A 12,769-nucleotide genomic window follows, 5' to 3' on the forward strand; every position below is an offset into this window, starting at 1 on the left:
AGAGGTGGGTCATGGGCACAAGGTCAAAGAAACTCAGCCAACTGGCCCTGACCGCGCGAGGCGGGGTAAACCCCGAGATCACCGGGCTGGCCGTTGACAGCCGCGAGGTGAAAGACGGTTTCCTGTTTGCAGCCCTTCCCGGCACGCGGGTTCATGGTGGTTCGTTCATCCAATACGCCCTGCGCATGGGGGCCGCCGCCATCCTGACCGATGCCGAAGGGGCGAGAATCGCAGCAGCTGAACTTGCGGTGTCGGATGCGGCGCTGGTGGTTGTCGAAGACCCGCGTCAGGCGCTGGCCGGGGCCGCCGCCCTGTGGTTCGGCGCGATGCCGCAGACCATTGTCGCGGTCACCGGAACAAACGGAAAAACCTCGGTTGCCACCTTTGTGCGCCAGATCTGGACCGAACTGGGCCATGCCGCCGTCAACCTTGGGACAACCGGTGTCGAAGGGGCATGGACAGCACCGCTGGCCCATACTACGCCCGAGCCGATCACCCTGCATCGCTGTCTGGCGGAAGCCGCCGAAAACGGCGTGACCCATGCCGCGATGGAGGCCTCGTCCCACGGCCTCGAACAGCGCCGCCTGGATGGCGTGCACCTTACCGCTGCCGGGTTTTCGAACTTCACGCAGGATCATCTGGATTACCACGAGACTTTTGAAGCGTATTTCGCAGCCAAGGCCGGGTTGTTCGACCGGGTTCTGCCGCAGGATGGCACGGCTGTTATCAACCTGAGCGATCCCAAGGGGTCTCGGGTCCGCCGGATCGCCGAGGCACGCGGTCAATCGGTGCTGACCGTCGGGTTGGGCGACGCCGATCTGTGCCTGATCAACCAGCGGTTCGATGCCACCGGGCAGGATCTGCGATTTGCGTGGCAGGGCCGGACCTTCCAGACCCGCCTGAACCTGATCGGCGGGTTCCAGGCCGAAAACATCCTGCTGGCCTGCGGGCTGGTGATTGCTGCGGGCGACAGCCCCGAACGGGTCTTTGAAACGCTGCCGCACCTGACCACCGTGCGCGGGCGTATGCAACTGGCCGCTACCCGCGACAACGGCGCGACGGTTTTTGTGGATTACGCGCACACCCCCGACGCCGTGGCCACCGCCCTCAAGGCGCTGCGTCCGCATGTGATGGGTCGTTTGATCGCCATTGTCGGCGCGGGCGGCGACCGCGATGCCACGAAACGCCCGCTGATGGGAAAGGCAGCCGCCAACCACGCAGATATGGTTTTCGTCACCGACGACAACCCACGCAGCGAAGACCCCGCCGCCATCCGCGCCGCCGTCATGGCAGGTGCACTCGAGGCAGCGGGCGACGTCAGCGTGACCGAGGTCGGCGACCGCGCCGAAGCCATTCTGCGCGGCATCGATGCCCTGCAACCCGGCGACGCGTTGCTGATTGCCGGCAAGGGCCACGAAACCGGGCAGGTCGTCGGCGATCAGGTGCTGCCCTTCGATGATGTCGAACAGGCCAGCATTTCCGTCGCCGCGCTGGACGGGAGGGTCGCATGACGCTCTGGACAGCATCCGAGGCCGCTCAGGCAACGGGTGGGCGGGTCACGGCCGACTGGACCGCTGATGGTGTCTCCATCGACACGCGCACCCTTCAACCCGGTGATCTGTTTGTTGCGCTGAAAGCGGCGCGGGACGGGCATGATTTCGTGGCTCAAGCGCTTGAGAAAGGCGCGGGCGCGGCTTTGGTCTCGCATATTCCCGACAACGTATCGCCAGACGCACCACTGCTGATCGTTGATGATGTGAAGGTGGCGCTCGAGGCATTGGGGCAGGCGGCTCGCGCCAGAACGAATGCGCGTGTGGTGGGGGTGACCGGCAGTGTCGGCAAGACGTCGACCAAGGAAATGCTGGCCGTGATCCTTGAAACACAAGGCAAAACCCATGCCAGCGTGGCCAGTTACAACAACCACTGGGGCGTTCCGCTTACCCTTGCACGGATGCCGCGCGACACTGAATTCGCGGTGATCGAGATTGGCATGAACCATCCGGGCGAGATTGCCCCGCTGGCCCGGCAGGCCCGCCCGCATGTGGCGCTGGTCACGACCGTGGCGGCGGTGCATCTGGAAGCCTTCGAGAATGTGGCTGGCATCGCCCATGAAAAAGCTGCGATCTTTGAAGGGCTCGAACCCGGTGGCGCGGCAATCGTCAACGCAGATATCGACCACGCGGACATCCTGCGCCAAACGGCGCTTGGGCAGGGGGCCGGGATTGTTGATTTCGGCCAAGGCGCAACGGATTACCGGCTGACCGACGTTCAGCAGGCGGCGAACACCGTGAAAGCCGAGGCTGCCGTTTGTGAACAGGTAATCCGATTTGAGGTGAACTCTGCCGGTACGCATTTCGCCATGAACGCGCTGGGGGCCTTGGCAGCCTGCGTTGAATTGGGTGTTGATCTCGATGACGCCGTCGCAGGTCTGCGCGCATGGTCCCCGGTCAAGGGGCGCGGCGTACGGGAAAGCATTCCTCTGCCCGGCGGCGGGCAGATCGAACTGCTGGATGACAGCTATAACGCCAACCCGACCTCGATGGAGGCCGCGCTGGATGTACTCGCTGCCTCACAAGGCAAACGCCGCATCGCCATTCTGGGCGACATGAAAGAGCTGGGCACACAGGAAGTGGCGATGCACGCCGCCATGGCCGATGCCGAAGCGATGGCACATGTCGATCAGGTGCATTGTATCGGCCCGTTGATGCGGGCACTGCACCACGCGCTGCCCCCTGCCAAACGCGGTCTCTGGTCCGAAACCAGCGCCGAGATGGCCGGACGGTTGCCGTCGCTGGTCAGGGACGGCGATACTGTTCTGGCCAAGGGCTCTCTCAGCATGGGATTGGCCTCGATTGTTGACGGTCTGCGCAAAATGGGGCAAGGGGGCGCGCTTGATGGGTGATCACGCCCATGCGCCTCGTGTGAGAAAGGTATTGTCATGCTGTACTGGTTGACCGCCCTGTCGGATGGCGGGGATTTCTGGAACCTCTTCCGGTATATCACCTTCCGCGCAGGCGGTGCCTTCATGACGGCACTGATCTTTGGGTTCATCTTCGGAAAGCCCCTGATCAACGTGCTGCGCAGAAAGCAGGGCAAGGGCCAGCCGATCCGCAATGATGGCCCCGAGGGGCATTTTTCCAAGGCAGGCACGCCAACAATGGGCGGGTTGCTGATTGTCGGTGCTCTTGTGACCTCGACCCTTGTCTGGGCACGTCTGGACAACCCTTACGTCTGGATGGTGCTTTTCGTGACCCTGTCTTATGCGGCCATTGGATTCGCGGATGACTATGCCAAGGTGTCGAAACAGAACACCAAGGGCGTTCCGGGGCGGATGCGCCTTGCCTTGGGCGTGATCATCGCGGTGCTGGCCGCGCTCTGGGCGACGTTGCACCACCCCGAAGCGTTGCAGAATCAACTGGCCGTGCCGGTGTTCAAGGACACGCTGGTCAATCTGGGTATCTTCTATATCCCGTTCTCGATTGTCGTGATCGTAGGGGCCGCCAACGCGGTAAACCTGACCGACGGTCTGGACGGTCTGGCCATCATGCCAGCGATGATCGCCGCCTCGACGCTGGGCGTGATCGCCTATGCCGTGGGCCGCGTCGACTTTACCGAATATCTCGACGTGCATTACGTGCCGGGCACGGGTGAGATCTTTATCTTCACCTCTGCGCTCTTTGGTGCGGGTCTGGGATTTCTGTGGTACAACGCCCCCCCGGCGGCGGTGTTCATGGGGGATACCGGATCGCTGGCACTGGGCGGCGCGCTGGGCGCTATTGCGGTGGCCACCAAGCACGAGCTGGTTCTGGCCGTCGTCGGCGGCCTGTTCGTGGTCGAGGCGTTGAGCGTGATCATTCAGGTTCTCTACTTCAAACGCACCGGCAAGCGGGTTTTCCTGATGGCCCCGATCCATCACCATTATGAGAAAAAAGGCTGGGCCGAGCCGACCATCGTCATCCGCTTCTGGATCATCTCGCTGATTCTGGCGATGATCGGTCTGGCAACGCTGAAGGTGCGGTAAGGCTCCCGCCAGGTTCGGTGGGCCTGCGGCCCTCCTGCCACCTGTTGGGCCCGGCTCGCGCCGCAGCGCGAGCCTGACACGCCCCTTGTCATTGTGATTTTCTTCAGTGCAGTGTGGCCTCCAAATCCAAATCAAAGAAGGTGTGTAGAATGATCCCGGTCAAAGGCTTTTCAGGGCAGAAAGTTGCGGTTCTGGGATTGGGCCGGTCCGGTTTGGCAACCGCACGCGCCTTGCGCGCAGGCGGGGCGGAGCCGGTCTGCTGGGATGACAACCCGACAACCCGCGCCATAGCCGAAGGCGAAGGATTCTCCTGTGCCGACCTGCGCAAACAGGGGGCGTTTGACACTATTGCCACGCTCATCGTTTCACCGGGCATTCCGCATCTTTATCCCGAACCCAACCCCGTGGTTGCCGCAGCCTTGGACGCAGGCGTGCCTGTGGACAATGATATCGGGCTTTTCTTCCGCTCCTTCGCGGGGCCGGAATGGAGCAACTATGACACTCCGCCACGGGTCATCGCGGTCACCGGCTCGAACGGGAAATCCACCACTGCGGCGCTGATCCATCACATCCTGACCGAAGCCGGGCGCGAGGCGCAGCTGGCCGGAAATATCGGGCGCGGGGTCCTGGATATCGATCCGGGTGGCGATGGCTCGGTCGTGGTACTGGAACTTTCCAGCTATCAGACGGAACTGGCCCGTGCGCTGACCCCGGATGTGGCGGTGTTCACCAACCTTTCACCAGATCATCTGGACCGCCACGGTGGCATGGGCGGATACTTCGCGGCCAAACGAAGGTTGTTTGCCGAAGGCGGCCCGGACCGTGCGATCGTTGGAATCGATGAAACCGAAGGTGCCTTTCTTGCTGGCCAACTGGCCGAAGGGCCGGCGGATGACCGGGTGATCCGTATCTCGGTAACGCGAAAGCTGACCGGGCCGGGTTGGCAGGTCTTCGCGCGCAAGGGGTTTTTGTCGGAATACCGCAAGGGGCGGCAGGCCGGGTCCATCGACCTGCGCGCGATCAAGGGCCTTCCCGGTGCCCATAACCACCAGAACGCCTGCGCGGCGTATGCGGCCTGCCGGTCGCTGGGCCTTGCGCCACGCGTGATCGAAGACGCGCTGCACTCGTTCCCGGGCCTGCCCCACCGCAGCCAGATCATCGCCGAGGCCGACGGGGTTACCTATGTCAACGACTCCAAGGCGACCAATGTCGACAGCGCCCTGAAAGCGCTTATGGCGTTCAAAAAGATCCGATGGATCTGTGGCGGCCTTGAAAAGGAAGGCGGTGTCGCAGCCCTGAACGCAGCAGCGGATCAGGTGATCAAAGCCTATGTTATCGGTCGTGAGGCGGCGGGCTTTGCGATGCAACTGACGTCCGACGCACAGGTTTGTACCACGATGGAGGCGGCAGTGGCGCAGGCCATGGCGGATGCACAGGCGGGCGAGACCGTTCTGCTGGCCCCGGCAGCAGCAAGTTTCGATCAATATGACAATTTCGAACAGCGTGGCGACGATTTCACAGCGCAGGTGCAAAAACGGCTGGGCTAACACCGCACCTGCAACAGCCTGCCGGTACGTGTGGACATTTTTCAGTCAGATTGACACTTTGTTGGAATTGAGGTTGCGTCACCTTAAGTTCAATATAGAGGAAGCGGAAATGTCTGCACGCAAAATTCTCTCCATCCTTCCCGTCGTTGCGCTGGCCGGGGCCTGTGCCAATAGCGGGGCGAATTATGTTCCTATCATCGACGGGCCTGTGGGGCCGAACTACCAGTCCGATCTGGCCAATTGTCAGGCGCTGGCGCGGTCCCGCCCGACGCTGGACAGCAACACCGCAGGCGCTGCCGCCATCGGCGCGGCCGGTGCTGCGGCAACCACGGCAATTATCGACAACAGCGCCAGCGATCTGGGTCGCGCGGCGGCCGCTGGTGCTCTGGTCGGTGTGGGTGCCAGCGCGATCAGCAACACCCAGAACCAGGAAGTGATCGTGCGCAACTGCATGCGCGGTCGCGGCTACAACGTCGTAGGTTAATGTCGCGCAAACGGAAGTGTAGGTTAATGTCTGGCGGCAATGGCAACACCTGCGGCATGGCCTGATGACCACGCCCATTGAAAGTTGTAGCCGCCAAGCCACCCGGTGACATCCACCGCTTCGCCAATCGCATAGAGGCCAGGGACATCCTTGGCCTCCATCGTTTTCGACGACAGATCATCGTTATCTATTCCGCCCAGTGTGACCTCGGCAGTGCGATACCCTTCGGTTCCCGACGGTACCAGCCGCCAGTCAGACAGGGCCGCGACCAGTTCAGACAGCTTCGCGTCCGACTGATCGGCCAGATTGCCGGACATCGGAATGACTTGGCTCAGATACTCGACCAGCCGGGACGGCAGATGCCGCGCCAGTTCCGTTGTCAGCGCCTTGCGCCCGGCGTTTTGCCGTTGCGCACGCAGCAGATCGAACAGGGGCAGTTCGGGGATCAGGTTCACGCCGATCTCCTCACCTTCGCGCCAATAAGAGGACAGCTGCAAAACGGACGGCCCGCTGAGGCCGCGATGGGTGAACAACAGCGCTTCGTCAAAACTTGTGCGTTTGTTGGAAAGCCGCACGGGCAGGGAAACACCGGACAGGTCCTTGAACCGGCCATCCGAAAAGGTGAATGGCACCAGCGCCGCGCGGGTGTCGGTCACCCGCAGGCCAAACTGCCGGGCAATGTCATAGGCCAGCCCGGTCGCGCCCATCTTGGGGATGGATTTGCCCCCCGTGGCCAATACCAGATTGGCACAGGTCAGATGCAGGCGCTGCCCCTCACGCTCGACCTCCAGCGCGAATCCGATGCCATCTTTGCGCAGATCACGCAGCGCGGTCTGCACCCACAGCTCGGCACCGGCGCGGCTCATCTCGTTCAGCAACATCTGGATGATCTGCTTTGAAGAGCCATCACAGAACAACTGCCCAAGCGTTTTCTCATGCCATTTGATGCCGTGCCGGTTCACCAGATCGACAAAATCCCACTGCGTAAACCGCGCCAGCGCGGATTTGCAGAAATGCGGGTTTTGCGACAGGAAGTTGTCCGGGCCTGCATACATATTGGTGAAATTGCACCGCCCTCCGCCCGAGATGCGGATTTTCTCGCCCGGCGCCTTGGCGTGGTCGATCACCAGCACCCGCCCACCGCAACGGGCCGCGCACATCATGCCTGCCGCTCCGGCGCCCAATATGATCGTATCGAACCTCATGCACCGCCCTTGGCGTGGATTTTCGGCGATGACAAGGGTGAAACCCAGCGCATCGGGCCTGAGGCAAAGGATTTAGTTGTCAGGTGAATGATTCCCGGAAATTCGGGGCTTGAGCGCGGTGACACCCTTGCGTGGGGTCCGATTTGGGCTGGTTGTCGGGATTTTGCGCGGGTGTTTCGGGGCTGGGCTGGAAGGGCGCAGATCGCAGAAAACCACGTTCGGGTCCGGTCAAAATGCGGCACCGTTCAGGTTGTGCAGGGCACCTGATCCCGCCACGTGTGGGGCCACCAAACAGAGTGGTGACTGGCTTGACCGGCAGAAACGGTGAGGGCCGGGCAACGTTCGGATACTTTTTGGAGAATCGATTTCCGGTACCTGTCAGCCGCTGTTGCGTCGTACTGTCCGCCCGGTTCAGCGGCAACAGGAAGGTCCAATGCCAAGGACTTGACCGGGGTCAGCCCTCGCGCACTCCTAACGGGAAGTCTTGCCGCATCATCCCGTCTTGCCCGCCAAGCACCAAGCGCCACAGATGCCGGGTAAATTGGCCAAATTACACCGAAAAATATGTGCAAAAATAAAAATATGTCGACGGAAGTTCACTAAAACAATACAATAACCCTTATTATTTTGAACTTAACGCATTTTAGAAACCAAATCTCATCAGCGGGCCGATTAATGCCTCGTGATTTCCATTCAGGCCCGTGGCCCGTCCCGCGCAATGCAGCGCCATTCACACCCGTCGGCTGCATTTGCAATCGCAACACGCCTTTGATGCGTGCCAGCCTGCCTGTTTTCGCGGTGGCACATTTCAACAAGTTAAAGAGTTCCGAGACACGATCATGGGTATTAATCTGAATTTGAACAATCCAAGCGACCTTCCCAAGGCGCGGCTCAGGGCGATCCTGTTCCTTGATGCATGTGATTACTCTGCCGCCGTCCGCGAGGCCGAGCTTGAAACGCTGGCCAGAATCCGCCGCGATCTGAACTGCGTCAGCGATCTAGTTAACAGCTTTCGGGGCCGGGTGACCGGCCTGACCGGTGACGGGCTGTGCGCCGTCTTTCCAAGTGCGCGTGCCGCCGTCGAAACTGCGCTGGGGGTGCAGGATGTCCTGACCCATGCCCCCGACCGGTACGCCAAGGGGTATCGAATTGGGATACATCTGGGCGACACGTTCGAGGTTGACCAGCAGATCATCGGTGACGCCGTGAACACGGCAGCGCGCATCGAAAGCGTCGGCTCATCCGGCGAGGTTCTGGTCTCAAGCGTTGTGCGCAATGCGCTGCGCGGGCGGCAGGATTTCCTGTTCAACTCGATCGGGCGGCCCAATCTCAAGAATATCGGTGCCTCGCTCGAGCTGTTTAAAGTTGCACGCGCGACAATCGACGTCCCCTATGAGAAGGACGGAAAAGAACAGCCGGTTCCTGTTCCCGCCAACCCAACGGCTTTCCGGTCAGAACAGCTGTCGTTCACCTTACCGCGCCCGAATTTCGTGATCGGTCTGTTGTCTCCGGATGTAGGGGGTGGTTCCGAAACCGCGGCATTCGTGTCCAACATCGTTGCGGAACAGCTGTCCAAATCCCTTACCGAAACCGAAGCGCTTGAGGTTCAGGATTACCGGGTGCCGCAGATTGCGTTCCCGCAGGAACCTTTGTCGGCAGGGCCTGACCTGTTCCTGCAATGCCGCGCCTCGACCTGTGGCAGCATGTTGCAAGTGTCCGCCACAGCAATGCGGTCGGAAGACAGGAAAGTGATCTGGAGCCAGAATGTAGTGGCCGATCAAGGTGACTTTCTGGGTCAAAACTGCTCTGGGCTGACGTCGTTCATCAGTTATGCCACCGACGCCTTGCTGACGGCCTTGCTGAACGGGCGTCACATGCGCGACCCGGCCGCCCATCACGCGGCGAAAACCGCCGTTGCCGCCGTGCATCACCTGCTGACCATGACCGGGCCGGGGCTGGACCAGCTCGAGGCCGATATTCTGGCGGCTTACGAGCTTGATCCCAAGCCGGTCTATCTGGCGTGGCTGGCCTATGTCACGACCTTCAAGGTCGGCGAACGGTACGGTACCTGGGATGCCGCGCTGGAAGCGCAGGCGCGCGATCTGGCCCGCCGCGCGGTCGAGGCTGACCCGGATAACGGCACCGTTCTGGGCCTTGTCGCCCACGTGCACTCCTACGTGTTCCGAGAGTTTTCGGTGGCGCAGGATCTGGTCGACCGCGCGCTCGAGCTCAGCCCTTATCGGGCGATGAGCTGGGATTCAGCCGCCATGCTCTATTGCTACACGGATCGTCCGGCGCTGGCGGTTGAAGCCGCGCAGAAGGCGCGGCTTATCGGGCGGCACAGCCCATACCGGCACCTGTTCGACGGGGCCGGTTGCGTCGCCGCGCTGGTCAATGGCGAGTTCGAGAAATCCATCAGGTTCGGAGAATCCGTGATGGAGGTTCAGCCGCAGTTCAAAACCGTCATGCGCTATCTGGCTGCGGCTTACGGGCACGCAGGTGACCGGCAGCGAGGCGAGTTCGCCTTGCAGCGGTTGACCAGTCTGGAACCGGACATGTCGCTGGCCTGCATCCAGCAGGACCGGTTCCCGGTGCCAACACGGTTCAGCGCGCAACTGATGGAAAGCGGCCTGTCCAGGATCGGGTTGCCGCAATACGCTTGAAGTAGGGGTAAAAGTAGGGGGTTTACTTATGTCTTACGTGTCCACGCTCAACGGTTTCGGAATGATGGTCCGACGTGGTGAGCTGATCTCGTGCAAAGTGGTGAAACTGATGAACCTTGCCGGAACCGGTGGTCTCGGTGCCTCACCGGGGGACAATCGAAAGGCGTTGGACAATTTCATTTACGACGCGCAGAGGGAAAGCTTCATCGATTACCTCAATGCCATTCATGATCTGGATCCCGAGTTGCTGGATATTGAAAAACTGCGCGAGCTTACCGAGTTCATGCAGAACGAAGAATTCATCGACCCCTTCAGGTCTGACAGCCGTGTAAAAGGTGCGAAAGACGAAGAGATCGGGAAACGCTCTGCCCTCGGCGCGGCGTCTGTCGCGATGAGCGCATCTTCGGCATTCGCACTGAACCGAAACCGCAATAGAAACCGCAATCGGAACAGAAACCGGAACCGAAACAGAAATCGCAATCGTAACAGAAACCGCAGCGATTTTGACGTCGGCGGCAGCGATGCCTCCTTCGGCTGGCGCGAGATGCGCGATCTGTGCCGGATCGGTATGCTGCCCGCATCCGGATTGCTGGGCAAGGTCTGGGAAAATATCGATCTTCTGCCGCCACCGGGGCCTGACGAAAGCATGAAGGAAACTGAATACCTGCTGATCCTGCAAGGGCGGCTCAAGTGGTCAAATCAGGCAACACGGCGCGAGGAAATCGTGGCGCAGGCAGGCTTTGGCATCGATGAATATCTCAGTCCGCTGGGCATTGACGAGAAGGGCGGCTTTGATGCGACCCGCGCGCTGATGACGATCCTGCTGGAACTGACGAATGAAATCGGCCTGACCTACAAGAACCGCTTCAGCCGGCCCAGACCCAATATTATCCAGCCGCTGATCCGGCCCTTTCTTCCGGTGCCTTATCATGCGGCTTACCCCTCGAACCACTCCTACCAATCCTTCGCGATTGCCGAACTGTTCTCGCGTCTGATCCCCGAACATCCGGGCACTGTCGCTTTGTTCCACCGCGCCCAGCGGATTGCTGAAAACCGCGAATGGGCCGGTTTGCATTATCCAAGCGACACAGCCGCCGGGCGAAGTCTGGCCAGAAAAACCGTGGCTTACCTGACCGAGGTTCTGGACGAACTGATGGACGAAGCACAAGACGAATGGCTGGGCTAAGGATCAACGCGAGGTGACGAAATGACCGCAGGAAACGAAGACTACGCACGCTATTACTATCTCTGGCATCTGGTCGCGATCAAAGCCTTGACCGTCAAGGCGCCCCTACCAGCCGACGGAGAGACCTGCCCGGAAATCGATACCGCGACCTGGGATTTCACAGGTCCCGCTCTGGCCGAGGCGAAAATCGCCCTGATCGACATGGGCGTGGCCCCGCATCACCCGAACCTGAAATCGCCGGACACCGGACCGGTTCCGGCGGACAGGGTCATTCGGGACGACGCCCTTGATCTGGCCAGCCACCCGTTCGGCGTCAAATACATCGACCGGTCGACTGTTGCGGCAGGGGCCGAGCATATCGAAGAACAGGTGCAACATCTGTCGGGCATTCAGGACCCCTTGGGCATTCCGGGCCTGACCTCTCAGGAACGGCGGGTGATTGCCGGGCTGAGGTCGGGTTTTGGCGTCAAACGTTACATCGATGCCTATGACGATCGCTATGCCGGGCACGGCACCAGCTGTGCCGGGCTGGCCTGCGGAACCAGCTTTGCAGCCGATCAATTCGGCAATACCGGCAATATCGCGGCGTATTACGGGGTCGATCCCAAAAGCAGGATTATTCCGATCACGACGTCGATCTCGCCCAGCCCGGAAGAATTGATTGCGGCGTTTCTTTATGCCCTCCACAAAGGCGCGCATGTCATCCTGTTTCCGCGCGATGCCGCGAACCCTGCTCATTGGCCGGGATATAGGTTTCGCCCTGCCACTGGCACCGAGCCGTTCTATCCGGGTCTGGACTCGCACGAAAAGACCCGCCTGCACGAGACGAGGCGCGACGAACCCGACGGCGACGCGCGCGACATCTCGATGGCATGGTCGGCGCTGGACAAGATCATCAAATGGGTCAGCACGAGAATCCCGGTGGTCTGTGCCGCTGGCAATGACGGTCGAAGCGAGTTGATTTATCCTGCCAGCTTGTCCGGTGATCCAACCAACGGGATCATCTCGGTGGGGGCCGTCAACTATAATGGCACCCGGTCCGGGTATTCGAACTACTCTGCTGATCTGACCGTTTCCGCCCCCTCGGATGACGGTGAGATATACAACCGCTATCAAATTCGTCTGGACCGTGATGCAGCCTCGGCCACTGACTTCCATCTGGAAAACCCGAAACATCACCTGAAACGCGACGGCAGTGGTGACGCGATCCCGATTGTCGATTTCGCATCTCAACGGTTGGTGACGTTGGATGTGCCGGGCCCGCGGGGCTATGTCGAAGGCAGCCTTGCCGCGGCTGTCGAAACCCGAAAAAAGGCTGTGGATGATCCTGCCGGGCTTTATACTGAATTCGGCGGAACTTCGGGGGCCTCGGCCCTCGTTGCAGGGGCGATCGCGATGATGCAGCGAAAGTCGCCCAATGTTCTCAATGGTGTGCAGATCAAAGCCATCTTCAAGAACCTCGAAACATCTGCAACGCGTTTCGACAACACCCACTGGTATTGGTCCTCTGCCGCAGGAACCCTGCAAGCTGACGCGATCAACGGTTACACGCCACCCCCCAGGGCCGAACTGTTCGGTGTGGCGGGGTTGCTGGATGTGCCGCTGCTGCTGACCAAAGTCTGACAGCCCGCCGCCTTCCGCCCGGTGGCCGTCGCAACACGGC

The 12,769-nt window shown here is 60.9% G+C and carries 9 protein-coding genes; 8 read left to right on the forward strand and 1 reads right to left on the reverse strand.

Translation table 11 applies throughout. The features are described from left to right. Positions 1-11: 11 nt before the first annotated feature. The 5 genes from AC2FLU_RS15655 (at position 12) to AC2FLU_RS15675 (ending at position 6,052) form a co-directional block, all read left to right on the forward strand. The gene (locus tag AC2FLU_RS15655; RefSeq protein ID WP_496809125.1) at positions 12-1,511 is read left to right on the forward strand and encodes a UDP-N-acetylmuramoyl-L-alanyl-D-glutamate--2,6-diaminopimelate ligase; all 1,500 of its coding nucleotides are present in this window, start codon (positions 12-14) and stop codon (positions 1,509-1,511) included. Further along, positions 1,508-2,902, forward strand: a complete 1,395-nt coding sequence (locus tag AC2FLU_RS15660; RefSeq protein ID WP_496809126.1) for a UDP-N-acetylmuramoyl-tripeptide--D-alanyl-D-alanine ligase — start codon at positions 1,508-1,510, stop codon at positions 2,900-2,902. The genes AC2FLU_RS15655 and AC2FLU_RS15660 overlap by 4 nt, the downstream gene beginning before the upstream one ends. A 36-nt stretch (positions 2,903-2,938) precedes the next feature. Then, on the forward strand, positions 2,939-4,021 hold the full coding sequence (gene mraY, locus AC2FLU_RS15665; RefSeq protein WP_480475931.1) for a phospho-N-acetylmuramoyl-pentapeptide-transferase: 1,083 nt from the start codon (positions 2,939-2,941) through the stop codon (positions 4,019-4,021). Positions 4,022-4,170: 149 nt separating this feature from the next. Then, positions 4,171-5,568: a UDP-N-acetylmuramoyl-L-alanine--D-glutamate ligase gene (gene murD / locus AC2FLU_RS15670; protein ID WP_496809127.1), complete on the forward strand. Its 1,398-nt coding sequence runs from the start codon at positions 4,171-4,173 to the stop codon at positions 5,566-5,568. Between the two features lie 109 nt (positions 5,569-5,677). Next, positions 5,678-6,052, forward strand: coding sequence for a glycine zipper family protein (locus AC2FLU_RS15675; protein WP_480475937.1), 375 nt, complete (start codon positions 5,678-5,680; stop codon positions 6,050-6,052). Between the two features lie 23 nt (positions 6,053-6,075). On the opposite strand, the gene AC2FLU_RS15680 is transcribed toward AC2FLU_RS15675, so the two are convergent. After that, positions 6,076-7,257, reverse strand: coding sequence for a BaiN/RdsA family NAD(P)/FAD-dependent oxidoreductase (locus AC2FLU_RS15680; protein WP_496809128.1), 1,182 nt, complete (start codon positions 7,255-7,257; stop codon positions 6,076-6,078). An 839-nt stretch (positions 7,258-8,096) separates the two neighbouring features. On the opposite strand from AC2FLU_RS15680, the gene AC2FLU_RS15685 reads away from it, so the two are divergent. Genes AC2FLU_RS15685 through AC2FLU_RS15695 form a run of 3 tightly spaced genes read left to right on the forward strand, consistent with a single transcriptional unit; the run spans position 8,097 to position 12,729 of the window. Further along, the gene (locus AC2FLU_RS15685; RefSeq protein ID WP_496809129.1) at positions 8,097-9,920 is read left to right on the forward strand and encodes an adenylate/guanylate cyclase domain-containing protein; all 1,824 of its coding nucleotides are present in this window, start codon (positions 8,097-8,099) and stop codon (positions 9,918-9,920) included. A gap of 28 nt (positions 9,921-9,948) precedes the next feature. Beyond that, positions 9,949-11,106 carry a phosphatase PAP2 family protein gene (locus AC2FLU_RS15690; RefSeq protein ID WP_480604449.1) on the forward strand — a complete coding sequence of 386 codons (1,158 nt, stop codon included), beginning with the start codon at positions 9,949-9,951 and terminating at the stop codon, positions 11,104-11,106. A gap of 21 nt (positions 11,107-11,127) precedes the next feature. Next, on the forward strand, positions 11,128-12,729 hold the full coding sequence (locus AC2FLU_RS15695) for a S8 family serine peptidase (RefSeq protein ID WP_480516294.1): 1,602 nt from the start codon (positions 11,128-11,130) through the stop codon (positions 12,727-12,729). The last annotated feature ends 40 nt before the right edge of the window (positions 12,730-12,769 follow it).

This window comes from Ruegeria sp. SAZD013, assembly GCF_059612525.1.

Excerpts from the sequence above, each read along its gene's own strand:
- AC2FLU_RS15695 (WP_480516294.1), top strand. The coding sequence starts at position 11,128 with ATGACCGCAGGAAACGAAGACTACGCACGCTATTACTATCTCTGGCAT.
- AC2FLU_RS15660 (WP_496809126.1), top strand. The coding sequence starts at position 1,508 with ATGACGCTCTGGACAGCATCCGAGGCCGCTCAGGCAACGGGTGGGCGG.
- AC2FLU_RS15675 (WP_480475937.1), top strand. The coding sequence starts at position 5,678 with ATGTCTGCACGCAAAATTCTCTCCATCCTTCCCGTCGTTGCGCTGGCC.
- AC2FLU_RS15685 (WP_496809129.1), top strand. The coding sequence starts at position 8,097 with ATGGGTATTAATCTGAATTTGAACAATCCAAGCGACCTTCCCAAGGCG.
- murD (WP_496809127.1), top strand. The coding sequence starts at position 4,171 with ATGATCCCGGTCAAAGGCTTTTCAGGGCAGAAAGTTGCGGTTCTGGGA.
- AC2FLU_RS15690 (WP_480604449.1), top strand. The coding sequence starts at position 9,949 with ATGTCTTACGTGTCCACGCTCAACGGTTTCGGAATGATGGTCCGACGT.
- mraY (WP_480475931.1), top strand. The coding sequence starts at position 2,939 with ATGCTGTACTGGTTGACCGCCCTGTCGGATGGCGGGGATTTCTGGAAC.
- AC2FLU_RS15655 (WP_496809125.1), top strand. The coding sequence starts at position 12 with ATGGGCACAAGGTCAAAGAAACTCAGCCAACTGGCCCTGACCGCGCGA.
- AC2FLU_RS15680 (WP_496809128.1), bottom strand. The coding sequence starts at position 7,257 with ATGAGGTTCGATACGATCATATTGGGCGCCGGAGCGGCAGGCATGATG.